This window comes from uncultured Granulicatella sp. (genome assembly GCF_963516875.1).
In the GTDB taxonomy this organism is placed as follows: domain Bacteria; phylum Bacillota; class Bacilli; order Lactobacillales; family Aerococcaceae; genus Granulicatella.
This window is the reverse complement of sequence record NZ_CAUQCL010000020.1, coordinates 1-18,827: the sequence shown is the minus strand read 5'-3', so window position 1 is coordinate 18,827 and position 18,827 is coordinate 1. Positions and strand designations below refer to the sequence as shown.

Sequence of the window (18,827 nt, the reverse complement as noted above, 5' to 3'; positions counted from 1 at the left end):
TAGTATTCTACAGCTAATAAGTCATAAATATCTGGGAGGATTTATGAAAAATTTATTATCATCAAAAGAAAAAAGACAGTTAGAATTAATGGAATTTTTAGTGACATCTCACGAATGGATTCATTTAAAAAATCTAGCTGAGAAATTTTTATGCACAGAAAGAATTTTAAAGCAAGATTTAGCTGAATTAAGAGAGATTTTTCCTCAAGTAGCCATTCATTCTTCGACAAATGGTATAAAAGCACATTTTTCAAAAGAAATGAGTATTGAAGATATTTATCGTTATTTTTTTATAAATTCACAAAATTTCTCACTACTTGAATATATTTTTTTTCATGAAGGTGAAAATATTTCAGAAGTTAGTACTGCATTTTACACAACTTCTGCAAATCTATATAGAATTGTGAGTAAAATTGTTAAAGAAATTAATCCTCATTATCAAATTTCAATACAATTAACTCCTGTAACTGTTATAGGTAATGAAATTGATGTACGGTATTTTTATGCTCAATATTTCTCTGAAAGATACTACTTTTTAGATTGGCCTTTTTTCGATATTGATGAAGATATTTTAATAGAGTTTGCAAATTATTTTTATAAACCCACAAATTATCCGATGAGATTCGCAACTTATCGAATGTATAAATATATGATTGCAATTGGAATTTATCGAGTGAAAGGAAAGCACTTTGCTCTATTACCAAATAACTTTATGGAAAAAATTTATCCAATTTATGAGCAATTACCAGATTTCAAAGAAAAAATTACATACTTCTCTGAAAAACTTCATATAGATTTAACGCCTGAAAACTTAGCACAAATTTTTATTTCATTCAAGAAAGTATTTTTTTAAATCCAGATGAATTTTATAATACGTTAGAAAAAAATGATTATAGTAAAAATTCTTATCAACTCTTAAGCGATATGTTAATGAGAATTACTAGTCGAATTCATATACAATTTAAAAATTTTGAAGAATTAATTTGGTATATGCATAATACTGTTCACTTAGAAAGACAGGAAACTTTTACTGATCCATTACTATTCAGGCAGAAAGAAAAAACCATCGATAATTTAGAACAATATTTCCCAGAAGTGTTTAAAGTTTTAAATGAGGAAATTTTAATCTATTTAAAAAATATGAATCGAAATCATACAAGTGAACATATTAAACATTTAGTTTATACTCTTTTTACTCATTCGGAAGAAATTGTACCTCAATTACTATACAATCGACCACAAATAAAAGTTTTAGTTATTAGTAATTTTGATCATGCCCATTCCATAACTTTAATTGATATTTTAAGATACTATTGTAATAAAAGTTTTATATTTGAAAATTGGTGCGAACTAGAAACAACAACTGAAATTTTAAACCAAACTGATTATGATATCATTATTGCGAATTTTTACATTCCAGGTTTGAAGAAACAATTTATTTGTAATAATAATATTACAATTATGGAGTTAGTGAATCACTTAAATACTCTATCAAATCAGATTCTTTAATACAAAAGCCCTCATTAGAATACTCCAATGAGGGCTTAAAATGATTTATAGTGGAAATACCGCTACACCAAGAATTGTTTTATCAAAATTATGTAATTCTTGTAATTTCTTTTCAAAATCAACATAGCGAGTCTTACCAAATTCTTCTACAAACAAGTAAGCATCAAATTGACAAATTCTTTCGAAATTAGAAGCTTCTACATATTCAATTGTTACATCTTGAATTTTTTGTTCCCATTGTTTTGCGATAGTTTTACTTGAAGTAACAACGGCAAAATCTCCATGAGTTTCTTTTTTATAACGAATTAATTGACGTAATACTTCTGAATTTTCAACTTCAAAAATTTGTTGCATATCATATTTTTTGAAATCACCTGCACGGTTCATAGTTGGATTAAATAAATACCAAACAAAGTTGATAAAAATAACAATGAATCCTGCTAGGACAAAGACAATAACCATTCTTAATACTAATTGTTTCATATTAAAGTTTGAAATCGTAGTTTCACTACCACCAACTTCTTGAGAATTTACTGTATTTAATTTTTGAATTGTTACATCTTTAAAAATATCTTTATAATTATTCATTAATGCATCCACTTTTTTCTCAATTAATTGATTTAAAGTTGGACTTGTTGTTAATGCTTTTACAGAAACTCCAGTATAATCCCCTAATGAAGTAACAATGATTTTCTTTTCCCAGAAATCAACATCTGAATTTCTTAATTGAGTGGCATTACTTGCGATTTCACCTGCAAATGTTGCAACTTCTTGATCGGTTGAATCATTAAATAAATATGCACCATTCATATTAGAACTAATTAGTTTAGAATAAAAGAAACTAAATTGATCATTCTTAATATTAGCTTCTGTTTTAAATTCTTTTTCTGGTGCATTAATTTTATAAATAATATAACTTGAGTAACTTGTATTATTTTTTACAACTGATTTTGACGTAATAGCTTTATAACTCATCGGTACAGCCATTAAAATAAATAAAATGAATACTGCAATAGCATTCCACTTTTTCTTTTTCTTTAAATTAGCTAATAAATCAGCTAATGAATAATTTTCAAACATTTATATAACCATCCTTTGCTAATGTTGTATGATAAATTGGTTTCTTCATTGAATAGGACATTAAGAAAATCACAATAACGACTGTCCAAAATTGCATTGTGAATAAACTAAAGAAACTTTCTGAGAAACTACTTCTCGCCATAAAGAATAAATTTCCAAGAACTAATAACGAGACCGTAAATCCAAGTAGATTTTTACGATAAGCTGAATTTAGTAAAGCTATTAAAATAAATCCTAAAATACAGCTTGCTAACATTAATCCAATAAAACCATAGTCCGTATAAATTTCCATCATGTAACTACTTCCAATACCATGTCCATCTAAATATTGTTGTTTTAATACAAGATACGAAATATTATGAGCATAACTATTACTTTCTAAGGCTAATTCAATACTATTCGTTGTTGCTTTAAAAGCTTTAGTTCCTAATACATTCATACCAATACTACCACGATAGAAATAATCGATAATAGGTCCAAATGTAAAGTTTCTCATTTCTCGAATTGGTAAACTACTACGATAGAGGTAACCTCTGGCTAAAACTCCAAAACTAGTTCCTTGTTTATAAATAAAATCAACTAATAAAGCAAAAATGCTGTCGAATTTTAATTTTGCTCCATCACGAACATAGTTCATCGCCCCCATGGCAAGCATTAAGACTGGAGTTCCTATTCCTAGAGCAATTTTTTCTCTACGTCCAAGCCAAACTTCTTTTTTATCAGAGTAATGACGCATGAAGAAATATACAAAGGCAAATAATAAACTTAAAATGAATGGATTTCTCGTTCCAATCACTAAATGAATCATATTTGCTGCAACATATAAACCTAGCATAAATATCGATACTTTTTTAGAAGGTTTTGTAGCTAGATAAACACATAATGCATAGAACATAAATGCTGATAATAAATAAGTAAAGTACGGTAATTTACTAGTAAAATTTGCATAATAACCATAATAGGTTGTCTGTAATCTAAAAATTAAACGTTCGACTAATCTTAATACATAAAAAGGATATGTAAATAAGAAAACCGTTAGTGATACTCTTCTAACTTGTAAAATCAAACGTGCATAGGAATTTTCATCGACTGCCTTTTCCTTTTTACGAGTAAAATATCTAACACCAATGATTCCACCAAGCCACAAGCCTATTAAAGAGACAAGTATGACATTAAAAGTAAATACATAGGCATCCTGTTGATATGTTTCAAAGCTTCCAGTTCTTAAATAATCAATTAATGGTCTTGAAAATAAAAACACAAAAATCGTCATATAAAACAACACATGAATTAATTGATATTTTAAATGATGAAAACTAAATAATGTATGTGCAATAAAAACCATCACAACAGTATATAATAATGTTTCTAAATGATTATTATTTAAATAAACCAAATAAAAAGCAATTGCTAAACCATAGCAGAAAGTTGTGAGTACTGCATGAATTTTTCTTAAAGAATCCGGCATCTATCTAACTCCTTTCTTCTTTTGATGATTGAAATAACTCCTCTATTTGTTGTAGTTGTTTTTCAATTGTAAATTGTTGGATAAATTCTGAATAATTCTCAGAAATCTTTCTTTCTCCAGTAATATATTTTTTAAGAGAATCAATCGCTTCTTGATTTGTCTCTATCACTTCTCCAAATTGACCATCATTCGATAATTCTAAGGCTCCACCAACATTTGTGGAAACAAAAGGAATTCCTAATGTCACTGCTTCTACAACTGCTCCTGAAAATCCTTCTTGCTTCGATAAAGATAATAAAAGTTTCGCTTGTTTTAAAATAGAATAAGGATTCTTCTGATAACCTAAGAAATGAACTTTATCCTGTAATTGAAGACGTTCTACTTCTTCTTTCAAGAAGTTCTCTTGTTCACCACTACCAATATAGTATAAATGAACGTCATTTATATCAGTTTGTAATTCTTTAAAGACTTCTAATACACGATCCGTTCCTTTTAACTCTTCTAGACGTCCAATCACACAAATGCTATTTTTTTCTAATGTAACTGGAGCAATTTCTGCTGATTTTTCAAATAGAGTGGAAAAATCATAGCCATTATAGATAGTTTGAATTTTATTTTGAAACATTGGATATACTGTTTCAATCGATTCCCTTGTTTTTTTAGAAATGGCAATAATCTTATCTACATGACTTAATTGTTCAAAGTGATTGTTACGATAATGAGCTTGTTCTTCTTTCAAAAAGGCTTCAATACTTCCATGTATCCAAGCAATTTTTTTCACTTCTTTTCTTTTAGAAAAAGGGAATGCTGGATTCATAATGGTAAAGGAAACTTCAATATCATACTCATCTTTAATGAGCCAATTTCTTACTAAAGTTGGAAAATAAATTCTTAAACGCCATAAAATAGAATCTAACACTCGTCCATAACTTTTCTTCTTATACGGTTTTAATATGTTAACTCCTTTAGGAACAGCTTCATAGCCTTTATCAAAATGTTCCATCTCTAAAATATCAATCTGATATTTTTCTGAGTCTAAATTGGATACAATTGTGGATAAAATTTTTTCAGCTCCTCCTCCTAACGAGAAAGACCATAAGAAGAAAAGGACTTTTTTCTTATTTTCCATAATATTCACCTTTATAATGCGTATAGCTCTTTTCTAAATCAATGAGTACTGCATCATGATGAGCTACTTGTTTTTCTACTGGTGGAGGTGTCATATAATCTCCAAAAGCTGTTTTTAAATAAGCATCATACCCAACCGGAATTGGTAATTCCGTTTCTTCAAAAGGAAGCCACAATGCATCCTCGAAACTAGAAATAGGATATTTCTTCTTCATATAGTATGGACCAGAACACAGTTCAGTAATGCCATCACTTTCTTCTTTTGTATATTTCGTCATTTCAGCTTCAGCTTTTTTCCAAATTTTATAACGCAATTTTTTAGATGGAACAAGTGCTAATAAAGCTTGACTTCCCCACTTCATAATTCCACCATGTTTTTCTGGAATAGTTTGCGCACAAAATAGTGAATAGACTAAAGCAGCTATCACTTGTTTTTTTCGTGATAGCTCATTAGTTGGATAATAATCCAATGGAAGTACATCTAAGGCTAATCCATGTGGAATATCCAAATCTTGTTGATAAGGTTTGATACATGTCGTTTGTGTATCTCTTATTGTAATAAATAAATTACGGTCAATATAATTTTCATTACTTTTTGATAATTGATAACGACTATCTGCCTTTTGTGGCCACAGTTGTGCTAATTTTTCATAATCTTTTCTTGGCATAAAGAAATCTAAGTCATCATCCCAAGGAATAAATCCTTTATGTCGTAGAGTCCCAATTGCTCCTCCACCACATAAGTAGCATAGTAAATCATTTTCCTTACAAAATTGAACGAAATACTCTGCCATTTCTAAACACTTCGCTTGAAGTGGTTCCATGATTTCACCTCATTATTAAATATCCCATTTCGCAACTGTCTTAAATGGTGTAACAGTATCTTCTTCGAAGAAATGATAAATGTCTTGGATATCTTGAATTTTATTTGATTCATGAATAATTAAATTCAATCTTGAATGTACTTGAGGACGTTCCATCATTTCAACGGCTCCTTCAAAATCTTCACGTCCTGAACGTGAACTACCCACCCAAGTTAAACCTTTTTCTAATATATCTCGTGTATTTAATGGAACTTCAAACTCACTTACTCCCATCATAACAACTGTACCTTGAGGTCTAATATGTTTAATAATATCTCGATAAGCTTCTTGTGTTCCCGTTCCACCAACGCATTCAAAAGCATGATCAAACGTGAAGTCATCTTCAATTTCACTCACATCATACACTTCATCTGCAAAAGAGAATAAACGTAATTTATCATGATTTTTTCCAACTACAATAATCGTTGAGTCAGGGAACTTTTCTTTTGCTAGTGTTGCAACAACATAGGCTAGACTTCCTGATCCCCAAACCACAATACGATCTCTTCTTGAATGTGCTACTTGTTTCATTCTTGTAATACCATGAATCCCAACAGATACAAATTCTGTAATTGCAGCTACTTTTGATGGAATTGTTTCATATTTAACCACACGATTTTTAGGAATTGTGACAAATTCTCTCATAAATCCATCATGACCACTTGAACGGAAATATCCACCAGTTACATAGTTTTCATAAAATTCTGTTCCCTCTTCAAATTCTTTTGGAGGTTGGTTTGGAATCATAACGACTTTATCTCCAGGTTTATAAGTTCCTGAAGCGTCACTTACAACAATACCACAACATTCATGAATTAATGCCATCGGTAATTTTTTTTGCAAAATTTTCGGTGGTCTTGTTCCTTGGAAATAACGTTGGTCTGCATGGCATAGTGCAATATAATTTGGTCTAACAACTATTGTATCTTCTTGCTCCATTTCAACGTCTTCATATTTCACAGAAAAATAATGCGGACGAATCAATTGATAAACTCGATTAATCACTTAGATCTCTCCCAACATCGCTTCAGCAATTTTTAAATCCGTTACTGTAGTGATTTTAATATTTGAATATTCTCCTTGAACTAGTCCAACAGGTGTATGATTTAATACAAACACTTTACAGGCATCTGTTAAAATTTGTTTTACTTCTTCTTCCATTGATTCGTAAATATCTACAAATGCACGAATTTTAAAAGTTTGTGGTGTTTGTCCTTGATACATATGTGTACGATTTGGAATAGAAGAAATAACTTTTCCATCGACAGATTCAACAATTGTATCATTTGCAAGAACGACTGTATCTGCTACATCATACTCTTTCATAGCAGCAATATTTTCTTGAATCATACGATAAGATACAAATGGACGAACCGCATCATGAGTAATTAAAATATCATCTATCGTTTCATCAGATTTTTCTTGAATATCATGAATAATATTCATAATACTATCATTTCTATCTTTACCACCTGAAACAACACGAATTTTTTCTTTTTGCGTTGGAACATATTTTTGAAGCAAATCTTCAAAATAAGTCATCCAATTGGGATGAACCGCTACATAAATAATATCAATTTCAGGAACAAATAAGAATTTTTCAACAGTATGCATAATAATTGGTTTTTGACCTAATGTTAAAAACTGTTTAGGCATATCTTGAATTCCCATACGAGTTCCCGTTCCACCAGCAAGTATTCCAGCGTAAATCATTTGATTTCCTTCTTTCTATGGTGTAGTTAAATAAAATAGGTTTTCTCTTTGTTGTAATAATGGATACGTTTTAACAGGTTTTTGACCTAAATATTCCCGAATTAAATTTGATTTTTCTAATAATTCTTCATCTGTAGCATAGGAATAATAAATTTGTTCTCCTATTGAATTCGTTAATAATAATGAACGTTCTTCGATGAATGCTTGCTCCAAATGATCAAATGAAGGTCCATAAGTGTTTTTCAATGCCATAATTTTTCCAATTGGAATATCCGTTTTAACATTTTTACTAACAGCATTCATAATTTTTTCAAAATTCGTAATCGAATTAAAGGACATCATTTTTTTCACTAATTGTTCAATAACAATTCTTTGACGTTTTTGACGACCATAATCTCCTTCTGGATCATCATAACGCATTCTAGCAAAGCGCAAAGCACTTTCACCATCTAATAATTCCTTTTTCCCTTCTTCAAATGAACGCCCTTCATATGTAAAAGTTAAAGGACTTGTCACTTCAATGCCACCAACTGCATCAACAAACTCCATTAATCCTGACATATTAATTTCCATATAAAAATCAATGCTTGTATCAAATAATTTTTCTACAGAATTAATTGCCATTTTTGCTTGTCCATATGCATAAGCATGATTAATTTTATCATAGTAATTCATTCCAACAATTTCTGTATAAGTGTCACGTGGAATACTTAATAACTGTGCTTTTTTCTCAGTCGGATTCGATGTTAATAATAACATCGTATCACTTCTACCATCTTCAGTTGGTCTACCGTATGCACCATTATCAATCCCTAATAATAAAATATTAATTGGCTTGGCATTTTCAATAATTTCTTGTGCTTCTTCTTCAGTTCTATTCCCCACATCTTGAGTAATCGTACTAATTGTTTGGTGGAATAAATTTAATTTATCAGCAAATACGATTGAAGTGCCTACTAATAATGCTGTTATTAAAATAAATATAAATAAAAGTTTTCCTTTTTTCTTCTTTTGTCTTCTTTTGGATCGAAGACCAAAATCATGATGTTCTACCATTTACTTTCCTCAAATTCTATTATTTATTATGGTTGATTATTTGATGTAGATTTTTCTACTGCAGCAGGTTTTGGTGCAATAGTTGTATTTGTTGGTGCTGGTGCAACTTCAACCGTTGAAGATTCAACTTTAGTCGGAGCTACTGTTGTTGGTTGAACTTTTTGAGCACTAGTTGTTGTCTCAACTTTTTTATCATCCGTTTTTTGAATTGTTGTTGTATTCTGAACACTTGTAGTCTGTTGTGTTGTTGGAACAGTTGGTGTTACAGGAGCAGGTTGCACTGGCTCTACATACTCATCAGCAGCCTCTTCTTGATAAAATGGTTGACTAACTGGTTGATGTTTTTCAACATCTGGTACTATTTGTGTCTCATTTGTTTCAATATGTTTTAATGATTCAACTTTTGATAAATCTAAAGACTCTCTTAAAACATTTGAGATACGTAATCTTTCTTCTTCAGGGACAACAAAATAGTAAACTCCGCCAATCATTGTTCCAGATCCACTAATTTTATCACTTTCAAAATTTTTCAAAGCTTTTGGATAATTATTTTTTATCGATAATAATTTATCAAGTGTAAAATTCGTACGAACAGAATTTTCTAAAGTTTTTAAAATTTCTTCATAACGAGTTACAGAAGTAATATTTAATAGTTTTTCCAGTAATTTCTGAATCACATATTGTTGACGTTTTTGGCGTCCCATATCTCCTTCTGGATCATCATATCGCATTCTGGCATATCTTAAGGCAGCTTCACCATCAACGTGTCGGTCCTCTCCTTCAGTAAAGGATTCTCCTTCATATGTGAATGTTAATACTGGTGTAATATCTAAACCACCAACTGCATCAACTAAGCCCATTAAACCACCCATATCCACTGTTACATAATAGTCAATTGGAAGATTTAACATATTTTGTACACTATTAATTGACATTTTTTCTTGTCCAAATGCATAAGCATGGTTAATTTTATCATTTGTTCCATAACCGATAATTTCTGTATAAGAATCACGAGGAATACTTACAATGGTTGTCTTTCCTAATTTTTCATTTACAGTTACGACTAACATCGTATCACTACGACCTACTTCAGTACCACGTCCATATGCCCCATTATCAATTCCTAATAATAATACTGAAAAACTATCATTATCTTTTATTTCTTTTTCACGAAGATTGACCGTTTCAACTTCTTGGTGAATGACATTTTCTACTTTAGCTAGTCTCGCACGAATATAAACTCCAGCAAGTGTAATAAATGTAGCAGCTAGAACAACAAAAAATATTGCCCATTTTCTTCTTTTATTTTTCAAAATTTTGTTACGAACATGATTTTCTAATCTACTCAAATTTTTCAACCTCTCTTTTATCTACAATCAATTCATTATACCATAATTCCGCTATTTCATGAGAAGAGATTTACTACTTTTTAATAAATTTATTCCTCAAAATTTGAAAAATAGCTTTTTTTCCACCAAAACCCTTCAATCCATCCTCTTAACGTTCCAATTCCGTATGAAAGATGGATAGAAATCATCATTAATGGAATCAATAAACGAGTGAGATGGAAAGGATGTGTCGTAATTTCAAATAGCGACAATCCAATAATCGCTAATAAATATACACTAACTAATAATAAGAGTGGTAATGTTGAAATTCCCACAACTAAAATCGATGCTAATAATGTACTCACAAAAATCCCAGGTACAAAATGAAATAAAGATAAACATTCACGACATACATGACTTGTTAATCCAATCCAATAACCATTCCCGTATTTTTGGTTTAACATTTTTGAGTAAGTTGGACGAATATATTGGAAAGACTCAATAGAAGTATCATACCAAATCTTAAATCCATTTTTACGGATACGATAATGAAACTCATTATCTTCTGTACGAACTAACTTTTCGTCAAAATATCCAACTTTATCTATAACATCTTTATGATACATTCCTTGGAAGACAGAATTGACATAACGACTTTCATCACCTTTTCGATAATTAGCAATGCTACTTCCTAATGCAGATTCTTCAACGATGTGTAATGTTTTTGCTAATTCATCATCCGTTTCAACAATTGTTGGTCTTCTTCCACCACAAACTCGTTCTCCCGTTTGGATAACTGCTACATTTCTTTCAATAAAGTTTTCTGGAATATGGGAATGTGCATCAATTTTTAAATAACACTCTCCATCGGAATGTTTAAAGCCTAAATTCAATCCTGTATTCAATGTCTTTTTAGGATTGTCAAAAATCTTAATTGCATAAAATTCATGTTGATATTTTTCTTGAAATTCATTCATTAAACTTCTTGTACGATCTGTTGACATCGCATTAATTAAAACAATTTCAATTTGTTTATGAGGGTAAGTTTGATGGATTAAACTTTCAAAAATTGCTGGTAAATAATTTTCTTCGTTATAAGCGCTAATTGATACTGAAACTAACATAATTTCTCCTTAATCTGTGTTTATGAAAAGAAGGCTGGAGCATTGTCCAGCCTTCTCTATTTTATTTCTTTTTATTCGCAATATCAATCAATTCATCATGTAATTCTTGTTCTGAATAATCTTCAAATTTTTCAATAAAGTCATATACACGATCAATTTTTGAATTGTCTGCAATTCCGATATGAATTTTAGGGAAAATTTGTTTTGGATTAATTTCTCCCTCATTCAATAACTCTTCATACATTTTTTCACCAGGTCGTAAACCAGTAAATTTAATTTCAATATCATCTTCACTGTAACCTGATAAACGGATTAGATTTTTCGCTAAATCAACAATACGAACTGGTTTGCCCATATCTAATACGAAAATTTCTCCTCCACGTGCTAGAGAACCAGCCTGAATGACTAATTGTGCTGCTTCTGGAATCGTCATAAAGTAACGAACGATATCTGGGTGAGTTACTGTAATTGGTCCACCTTTAGCAATTTGTTTCTTAAATAATGGAATCACAGAACCTCTTGATCCTAATACATTCCCAAAACGTACAGCTACATATTTCGTTGAATCACTCTTCGTTGCCATATCTTGAACAATCATTTCACATAGGCGTTTTGTTGCTCCCATAATATTCGGTGGGTTAACAGCTTTATCCGTTGAAATCATTACAAAAGTTTTTACTTTTGCATGATTAGCAGCTTCAGCAACATTTCTAGTTCCTAAAATATTATTTTTTACTGCTTCTCTTGGATTAATCTCCATTAGAGGTACATGTTTATGTGCTGCAGCATGGTACACAACATCTGGACGATATTTTTCCATTACTTCAAAAATACGTTTTCTATCTTGAACATCTGCAATGACAGGCGTAATTCTAAAATGTTCAGCATATTTTCCAAGTAATTCCATGTTTAATTGATAAATACTATTTTCTCCATGTCCTAAAATGATTAATTCTTTTGGACGGAATGAAGAAACTTGTCGACAAATTTCAGAACCAATTGAGCCACCCGCTCCAGTTACTAAAATTCGTTTCCCGCGTAATTGTTTTTCAATTAATGTTTGATCCAATTCAACGGGATCACGTCCAAGTAAATCTTCAATTTCAACATTTCTTAATTGTTGTACATGTAAGTTTCCAGACATTACTTCATCAATATTTGGAAGAATCACACATTCTGCTCCAGTTTTACGAGCAACATCATATACTTCGTTTAATTTTTTATTTGGTAACGAAGGCATTGCAATAACAACTTTTGCAATTCCCATTTGTTGAACAATTTTTTCGATATCTTTTGTTGTTCCTAAAATACGAACGCCATAAATATCTTTTCTTTGTTTTTCTGGATCATCATCGACAAAGGCTACTGGCATCATTCTCATTTTTGGATGCATTAACATTTGGCGTACTAATAAAGTTCCTGCTGCTCCTGCCCCAACAATTAAAGTTGGTTTTGCATTTTCCATGACAACACTATCTACAAAGTACTCTCTAAAAATACGCATTGAAAGACGAACGCCACCTACTGCGCAGACAAGTAATAGCCATAAGACTACTACAAATTGCCAAGTTACTAATGTTTTAAACCAAACAATTCCTGCAATGGTTGAAACAATGACTGCAGCACTGACACATTTTACTACCGTAATTACTTCATATACACTGGCATATTCCCAATCTCTCCAATATAAATTTAGAAAATATGAAAATACATAATAAGCTATTAATGATAATAATGCAGTAACTGTTAATGCATGGATATTACGAATTAACCCTTCTGTTACAAGTCTAAAACTTAAAAATACAGAACCTAGCACGATGATCGAGTCTAATACAAATAATAATAATATTTTTAATCGATTATTCATCTACACTTCTCCTTATTCCATCACTATGCTTCTAATACTTCTTGAACAACTTCTTTATAGTTTTGCACAATATATTGAATATCTTCATCCGTTAGTAAAGTATGTAATGGTAATGTCACTTCATTTTCGAAATAACGATAAGCTTGAGGATAATCTTTAATATCAAATCCTAAGTTTTTATAGGCTGTCAATAATGGTAATGGCTTATAGTGAACATTACATGAAATACCACGTTCTGCCATTTTTTCAATAATTTGTCCTCTTTGTTCGTAAGAAGCGCCATTTACTCTAGTAATATATAAATGTCTTGAAGATTCATAATGATCTGTTTGATGTGGTAAAACTTGAATCACATCAGATTTTAACCCTTCATCTAATTGATTTACGATTTCTTTTCTACGATTTAAAATTCCTTCATAACGCTCTAATTGAGCTAATCCAACGGCCGCCATAATATCTGCCATATTGCATTTATATCCTGGAATTTCAATATCATATTCCCATGAACCTGGTTTTGTCTTCGCTAAGGCATCTTTTGTTTGTCCATGTAAAGAATAAATTTGGAATGCACGATAAATTTCTTCATCGTCTAAACCATTTTTAGGATTCCAAGTAATACAGCCACCTTCAGCAGTCGTTAAATTCTTAACAGCATGGAATGAATAAGAAGCAAAGTCAGCCACTTGAGCAACTGATAAGCCATTAATCGTAGTTCCCATTGCATGAGCTGAATCTGAAACTACAATGATTCGATTAAAATGAGCTTGCAGTGCATTATTGGCAGAGAATAAGTCTTTTTTCTTCTCTACTACTTCAAAAATACGAGTATAATCACAAGGAACTCCACCTAATTCAACTGGAATAATCACTTTAGTTGCTGGAGTAATCGCTTGTTCTAATAAATCATAATTCATTTCATAATGGTTTTCTTGAATATCCACTAAGACTGGTGTTGCTCCAACATGTTCGATTACGCTACAAGAAGCAGTATACGTATAGGCAGGAACGATGACTTCATCTCCTTCACCGATTCCTAATACTCTTAATGTTAGTTCTAAAGCAGCAGTTGCTGAATTTAAACAAACCGTTTTTCCAGTTCCTAAATATTCTGCTAATTTTCTTTCAAATTCTTTTGTCTTTGGTCCTGTTGTAATCCAACCCGATTTAAGCACTTCTGTTACTAACTCAATTTCTCGATTGCTAATATCTGGTGGTGAAAATGGTATATTTCTAATCATGTCTTTTAACCTCCGAATGTTTATTTACTATCTTAAAACAGCAAATACAGTTTGTAGCATTACTTTTATATCTTGAGCAATACTTAATTCTGAAATGTAATCAATATTATATTTCATTTTTTCTGGAAGAATTTTTTGAATATAAGCTTCATCCGCTGTTAATCCTTGTTCCATCCATTTAGAAATTTTATCCGCTTCATTTCTAAACTCAATACTTGATTTTGAAGTGATTCCTGCTGGTAATAATAACGTAACCATCATTTCATCAGAATAGGCATCTACATATTTTTGTACTTCTGGACGAGTACCTACAAATGTCATATCTCCAATCAAAACATTGATTAACTGTGCTATTTCATCCAATCTAAAATCTCTAATTTTCTTACCAATTTTAGTAATTCTTGAATCATTATCTTGAGTCACAAGTGGCCCCATTTTATCAGCATTCAGTACCATTGTACGGAATTTAAAAATTCTAAAGACTCTTCCATATGTTGTAATTCTTTGCTGTCGATAAAAGATTGGTCCACCATCTTCTAGCTTAATACAAATTGCTAAAACTAAAAATACTGGCGACAATAGTACTAAAAGAATTAACGACAAACAGATATCAAAAAGACGCTTAAAAATCAACGTTCCTTTTTTCTGTTGTAATACCTTTATTGCTTCTAAAGTATAATGATTTTTCATAAACTCTGGCATTTGATGTTCTGTTCTCATATCTACTCCTCTCATGCCTAATAAACCTTCATCATTATAGCACAAATTCCACCACTGGAATAGCTTTCGCATAGTTTTTTAATAAAACAAGGAAAGTTTTCTGAGTTTTTCTTATAAATATACCCAAACTTCTAACTTATTCTTTTTAAGCATTCAAAAAAGACTTCTCAAAGTAGCCCTTACAACTTCGTTACTACATTTGAAAAGTCTATTTTATTCAAATTTATAAATTAGGAACTAAATGATTCCAAATTTCTTTTGCTAATAAATGTTTAGAAACTTTTGGCAATAAAATTTCTTCCCCATTTTTTGAAAGGATTGTCACTTGATGCAGATCCGAACCAAATCCAATACTTTGATCTGAAACATCATTGGCAATAATAAAGTCTGCATTTTTCTTTACTAATTTTTGTTTTGCAAATTCTATTACTTGATGCGTTTCTGCTGCAAATCCGATAACTGTTTGTCCTTCTTTTTTCAAACTTCCTAATTGTTTTAAAATATCTGGATTTTTGACTAGAGTTAAAGTAATTTCATCTTCATCATCTGTTTTTTTCATTTTTTGAGTTGCTGGTTCTTTTACTCGATAATCCGATACAGCAGCTACCATAATGGCAATGTCTACTGATGAAAAATAATTCAACACTTTTTCTTGCATTTCTCGAGCAGATTCCACATACTCCATTTTCAATCCATTAGGAACAGGTAAAGCAGTTGTTGTAGAAATTAAAATAACTTCTGCTCCTTTTTTGACAGCATCTTCTGCTAAGGCATAACCCATTTTCCCAGAAGAATCATTCGAAATATAACGAACTGGATCAATTCTTTCTTTTGTTCCACCAGCTGTAATTAATACTTTTTTTCCAAATAGTAACTTGTCTTCTTCCTCAAATAAATTCAATTCTTTTATTTGTTGAAGAACTTCCTCAGGTTCGGGTAATCTTCCTTTTCCTGAATATCCTTCTGCTAAAAATCCCTCTGATGGTTCTATCATAATAACATCATCTTTTTGTAATTGAACACAATTTCTTAGAGTAGCCGGATTTTCCCACATATGTTCATTCATAGCAGGAACGATTACTTTAGGAGCAGTTGTAGCAAGGAATGCACTTGTTACAAAATTATCTGCTATTCCATGAGCTATCTTAGCAATAGTATTAGCTGTAGCTGGAATGACAATTGCCAATTCCGTCCAGTCTGCAAAATGAATATGTTGAACAACAGATGGATCATTTTCGTCAAATGTATCCACCATTACTTTTTCTTTTGTTAAAACTTGAAATGTTAAAGGTGAAACAAATTGACAAGCTGATTGAGTCATTGCAACTTTTACTTGTGCACCTTCTTTTATTAATAATCTTACAAATAAAAGAGCTTTATATGCTGCAATTCCTCCTGTAACATACACAGCTACTTTCTTTTGATTAAGCATTCTTCATTCTCCGTTTTTCCATTAATTTTAAAAGAACTCCACCTACAACTGGTACAATAATAGCAGAGGCAATAGCTTCCGGAACACCATTTGTTCCAACAATAGTCATTAAAAATACTGGTAATTCACCAAGAGTTTTTTGTAATTTTTCAGCATATTGATTTCCAACTAAGAAATAAATCAACGATAATACTAAAGTTGTATTTAATAAGCTACCAAAAGCACCAACAATACTCATTCTCAAATGACTAGATGAAATAATTTTTTGTAAAGCAACAAATAGTAATCCAGAAAGTAAGCCAACTAATGCTCGTGGCACAATTGCAATTAAAGGATTCGTAAAGACTAATAAACTAATAGCACTTCCTGAAGTAAATGCTCGAATAAATGAACACACACCCCAAACTGTTCCTAATAATAGTCCCGTTTGCCACCCCATTAGGCATGCTCCAATAATTACAGTAATATGAATAATCGTAATATCAATCACTAACAAAGGTAAATTCCCTAAAAATGGAACAAAACTTTGTAAAATAATAATAGCAATTAAAATAGCTGTAAAGACTAACCTAAATATTTGATTTTTTTTCATTTGAACACCCCTATTTACACATTTTCTCTCATTATACTCTTTGAAAAACTGACATGCAACGACAAAATAAATAATAAACAGCTATTCTTTAATCCCCTTCATCACTTAAACATTAAGATGAAGTATATGTTTCTATTTATTTTTAAAATATTCTCTAACTCTTGGAGCTACCTCTCTTCCAAATAATTCAATAGATTTCAAAATATCTTCATGCTGCATAGACCCTAATGGTAAATGTAACATAAAACGGTCTAATCCCAACACTTCTATCATTTTAATCAATTTATTTGCTACGGTTTCTGGGCTACCAACAAGCATTGCACCTTCTGGGCTTACACTTGATAAATATTGCTCAAATGATAATGGTTGCCAAAATGGACGATCTTTTGAAATCGCATCAACGACTTGTTTCGTAGGATGGAAATATTTTTGAATCGCTTCTTCATCTGTTTCAGCAATAAATCCCCAAGAATGCGATGCAACTTTTAATTGTTTTTTCGAATGTCCAGACGCGATTCCTATTTTTCTATAATACTCAATTAATCCCTTAAAATTTTCATACTTTCCACCAATAATAGCATATGCAATCGGCAATCCTTTTTGCGCAATTTTCACTGTAGATTCTGCATTTCCACCAGTCGCTACCCATATTGGAAAATCTTCTTGGACAGCACGTGGATATACTCCTTTTTTATTAACTGTTTGAGTAAATTCCCCTTTCCACTCTAATATTTCATGTTTTTTAATATTCTCAAGCATTGCTAATTTTTCATCAAATAGTTCTTCATAGTTAGATAAACTATAACCAAACAGCGGGAATGATTCTGTAAACGAACCACGTCCTACCATGATTTCACTTCGTCCATTTGAAATGGCATCAATGGTTGCATATTGTTGATAGACTCGTATCGGATCAGCAGATGACAATACAGTTACCGCAGAACTTAGTCGAATATTTTTAGTAACTGCTGCTCCTGCCGCTAATATAATTTCTGGTGCAGAAACTGCAAAATCTTTTCGATGATGCTCACCAATTGCATAAATATTTAAGCCTACTTCATCAGCTAATTTCATTTCTTCTACTAATTCACGAATGCGTTCATCATGTGTAGGAGCAATTCCTGTCCCTTCAATTTCTGTTGTTTCTCCAAATGTACTAATTCCTAATTCAATCATGATACTCCTCATATTTTCTATTATTTTTTATTTCTTATTCACTTTAACAATTAAAAAGGAATTAAGCAACCTAATGCTGCTTAATTTCTTCACTAAAATTGTTTCATCAGCTCTATTTGACAAAGAACCTATCTTTCACAACAAAAAAGGGTTGTTCGACAAATCCTGTTGGTGAGAAATCACCGACAGGATTTTTTACATGCAAAAAAGAGAAATCCGAGTTATGATTAAGTCGACCAAAACCAATCAAAGGAGGATTTCTCTCATGGACTATTGTATACGAAAATTACTAGGATTAACAGAAGAAAATTTTATTACGGATGAAAATTGGTTAGAAATTGTGACAAAAAATAATGAAATAGTTTATAAAATTAATGGAACTTGGACAAGTACTTGTACTTCTTGTCTATATTGTTCTAGCGAAAATGTGATTAAACATTCTCCTATGGAACATAAAATTAGAATTCCACACCTATACGGGAATAAAACTATTTTAGATTTGAAGGTACAACGATTCATCTGTAAAGATTGTC

At 31.1% G+C, this 18,827-nt stretch carries 16 protein-coding genes and 1 pseudogene; 2 read left to right on the top strand and 15 right to left on the bottom strand.

The features are described from left to right. Window positions 1-43: 43 nt before the first annotated feature. Window positions 44-1,509, top strand: a pseudogene (locus tag RWM24_RS08365) (M protein trans-acting positive regulator PRD domain-containing protein). Window positions 1,510-1,554: 45 nt separating this feature from the next. On the opposite strand, the gene RWM24_RS07320 reads toward RWM24_RS08365, so the two are convergent. The 15 genes from RWM24_RS07320 to RWM24_RS07250 form a co-directional block, all read right to left on the bottom strand. Continuing rightward, window positions 1,555-2,589, bottom strand: coding sequence for a prephenate dehydratase (locus RWM24_RS07320; RefSeq protein WP_314112975.1), 1,035 nt, complete (start codon window positions 2,587-2,589; stop codon window positions 1,555-1,557). Beyond that, on the bottom strand, window positions 2,582-4,057 hold the full coding sequence (locus RWM24_RS07315) for an O-antigen polysaccharide polymerase Wzy family protein (protein ID WP_314112973.1): 1,476 nt from the start codon (window positions 4,055-4,057) through the stop codon (window positions 2,582-2,584). The genes RWM24_RS07320 and RWM24_RS07315 overlap by 8 nt, the downstream gene beginning before the upstream one ends. Before the next feature lie 4 nt (window positions 4,058-4,061). Then, a complete protein-coding gene (locus RWM24_RS07310; RefSeq protein ID WP_314112971.1) occupies window positions 4,062-5,186 on the bottom strand; it encodes a glycosyltransferase in 1,125 nt (374 codons plus the stop codon). Beyond that, window positions 5,176-6,009 (bottom strand): phosphorylcholine transferase LicD, encoded by an 834-nt coding sequence (locus tag RWM24_RS07305; RefSeq protein WP_314112969.1) that lies wholly within the window; start codon window positions 6,007-6,009, stop codon window positions 5,176-5,178. Before RWM24_RS07305 ends, RWM24_RS07310 begins: the two co-directional genes overlap by 11 nt. Window positions 6,010-6,024: 15 nt before the next feature. Beyond that, window positions 6,025-7,053, bottom strand: coding sequence for an alcohol dehydrogenase catalytic domain-containing protein (locus RWM24_RS07300; protein WP_314112967.1), 1,029 nt, complete (start codon window positions 7,051-7,053; stop codon window positions 6,025-6,027). Further along, on the bottom strand, window positions 7,054-7,761 hold the full coding sequence (locus RWM24_RS07295; RefSeq protein ID WP_314112965.1) for a 2-C-methyl-D-erythritol 4-phosphate cytidylyltransferase: 708 nt from the start codon (window positions 7,759-7,761) through the stop codon (window positions 7,054-7,056). Window positions 7,762-7,776: 15 nt separating this feature from the next. Then, complete coding sequence (locus tag RWM24_RS07290; protein WP_314112963.1) at window positions 7,777-8,817, bottom strand: LCP family protein; 1,041 nt, start codon at window positions 8,815-8,817, stop codon at window positions 7,777-7,779. 26 nt (window positions 8,818-8,843) lie between these two features. Beyond that, window positions 8,844-10,166 carry an LCP family protein gene (locus tag RWM24_RS07285; protein ID WP_314112961.1) on the bottom strand — a complete coding sequence of 441 codons (1,323 nt, stop codon included), beginning with the start codon at window positions 10,164-10,166 and terminating at the stop codon, window positions 8,844-8,846. 89 nt (window positions 10,167-10,255) lie between these two features. After that, complete coding sequence (locus tag RWM24_RS07280; protein ID WP_314112959.1) at window positions 10,256-11,269, bottom strand: glycosyltransferase family 2 protein; 1,014 nt, start codon at window positions 11,267-11,269, stop codon at window positions 10,256-10,258. A gap of 61 nt (window positions 11,270-11,330) precedes the next feature. Continuing rightward, window positions 11,331-13,136 carry a nucleoside-diphosphate sugar epimerase/dehydratase gene (locus RWM24_RS07275; protein WP_314112958.1) on the bottom strand — a complete coding sequence of 602 codons (1,806 nt, stop codon included), beginning with the start codon at window positions 13,134-13,136 and terminating at the stop codon, window positions 11,331-11,333. Window positions 13,137-13,159: 23 nt separating this feature from the next. Beyond that, on the bottom strand, window positions 13,160-14,374 hold the full coding sequence (locus RWM24_RS07270; RefSeq protein WP_314112956.1) for a DegT/DnrJ/EryC1/StrS family aminotransferase: 1,215 nt from the start codon (window positions 14,372-14,374) through the stop codon (window positions 13,160-13,162). A gap of 27 nt (window positions 14,375-14,401) precedes the next feature. Next, on the bottom strand, window positions 14,402-15,094 hold the full coding sequence (locus RWM24_RS07265; protein WP_314112954.1) for a sugar transferase: 693 nt from the start codon (window positions 15,092-15,094) through the stop codon (window positions 14,402-14,404). A 223-nt stretch (window positions 15,095-15,317) separates the two neighbouring features. After that, entirely contained in the window at window positions 15,318-16,526 is a 1,209-nt protein-coding gene (coaBC, locus tag RWM24_RS07260) for a bifunctional phosphopantothenoylcysteine decarboxylase/phosphopantothenate--cysteine ligase CoaBC (protein ID WP_314112952.1), read from the bottom strand. Then, window positions 16,519-17,118 carry an ECF transporter S component gene (locus RWM24_RS07255; RefSeq protein ID WP_314112950.1) on the bottom strand — a complete coding sequence of 200 codons (600 nt, stop codon included), beginning with the start codon at window positions 17,116-17,118 and terminating at the stop codon, window positions 16,519-16,521. Before RWM24_RS07255 ends, coaBC begins: the two co-directional genes overlap by 8 nt. 132 nt (window positions 17,119-17,250) lie before the next feature. Continuing rightward, window positions 17,251-18,294, bottom strand: a complete 1,044-nt coding sequence (locus tag RWM24_RS07250) for an LLM class flavin-dependent oxidoreductase (protein ID WP_314112948.1) — start codon at window positions 18,292-18,294, stop codon at window positions 17,251-17,253. Window positions 18,295-18,559: 265 nt separating this feature from the next. Between RWM24_RS07250 and RWM24_RS07245 the strand changes: the two genes are divergently transcribed. Further along, window positions 18,560-18,827: transposase family protein (locus RWM24_RS07245; RefSeq protein WP_314112946.1), on the top strand; the 268-nt coding region annotated here is incomplete at its 3' end.

What these genes read in the sequence shown, in the direction of transcription:
- coaBC (WP_314112952.1), bottom strand. Translation starts at nt 16,526, where the DNA reads ATGCTTAATCAAAAGAAAGTAGCTGTGTATGTTACAGGAGGAATTGCA.
- RWM24_RS07290 (WP_314112963.1), bottom strand. Translation starts at nt 8,817, where the DNA reads ATGGTAGAACATCATGATTTTGGTCTTCGATCCAAAAGAAGACAAAAG.
- RWM24_RS07310 (WP_314112971.1), bottom strand. Translation starts at nt 5,186, where the DNA reads ATGGAAAATAAGAAAAAAGTCCTTTTCTTCTTATGGTCTTTCTCGTTA.
- RWM24_RS07255 (WP_314112950.1), bottom strand. Translation starts at nt 17,118, where the DNA reads ATGAAAAAAAATCAAATATTTAGGTTAGTCTTTACAGCTATTTTAATT.
- RWM24_RS07250 (WP_314112948.1), bottom strand. Translation starts at nt 18,294, where the DNA reads ATGATTGAATTAGGAATTAGTACATTTGGAGAAACAACAGAAATTGAA.
- RWM24_RS07270 (WP_314112956.1), bottom strand. Translation starts at nt 14,374, where the DNA reads ATGATTAGAAATATACCATTTTCACCACCAGATATTAGCAATCGAGAA.
- RWM24_RS07315 (WP_314112973.1), bottom strand. Translation starts at nt 4,057, where the DNA reads ATGCCGGATTCTTTAAGAAAAATTCATGCAGTACTCACAACTTTCTGC.
- RWM24_RS07295 (WP_314112965.1), bottom strand. Translation starts at nt 7,761, where the DNA reads ATGATTTACGCTGGAATACTTGCTGGTGGAACGGGAACTCGTATGGGA.
- RWM24_RS07275 (WP_314112958.1), bottom strand. Translation starts at nt 13,136, where the DNA reads ATGAATAATCGATTAAAAATATTATTATTATTTGTATTAGACTCGATC.
- RWM24_RS07320 (WP_314112975.1), bottom strand. Translation starts at nt 2,589, where the DNA reads ATGTTTGAAAATTATTCATTAGCTGATTTATTAGCTAATTTAAAGAAA.
- RWM24_RS07305 (WP_314112969.1), bottom strand. Translation starts at nt 6,009, where the DNA reads ATGGAACCACTTCAAGCGAAGTGTTTAGAAATGGCAGAGTATTTCGTT.
- RWM24_RS07265 (WP_314112954.1), bottom strand. Translation starts at nt 15,094, where the DNA reads ATGAGAACAGAACATCAAATGCCAGAGTTTATGAAAAATCATTATACT.
- RWM24_RS07280 (WP_314112959.1), bottom strand. Translation starts at nt 11,269, where the DNA reads ATGTTAGTTTCAGTATCAATTAGCGCTTATAACGAAGAAAATTATTTA.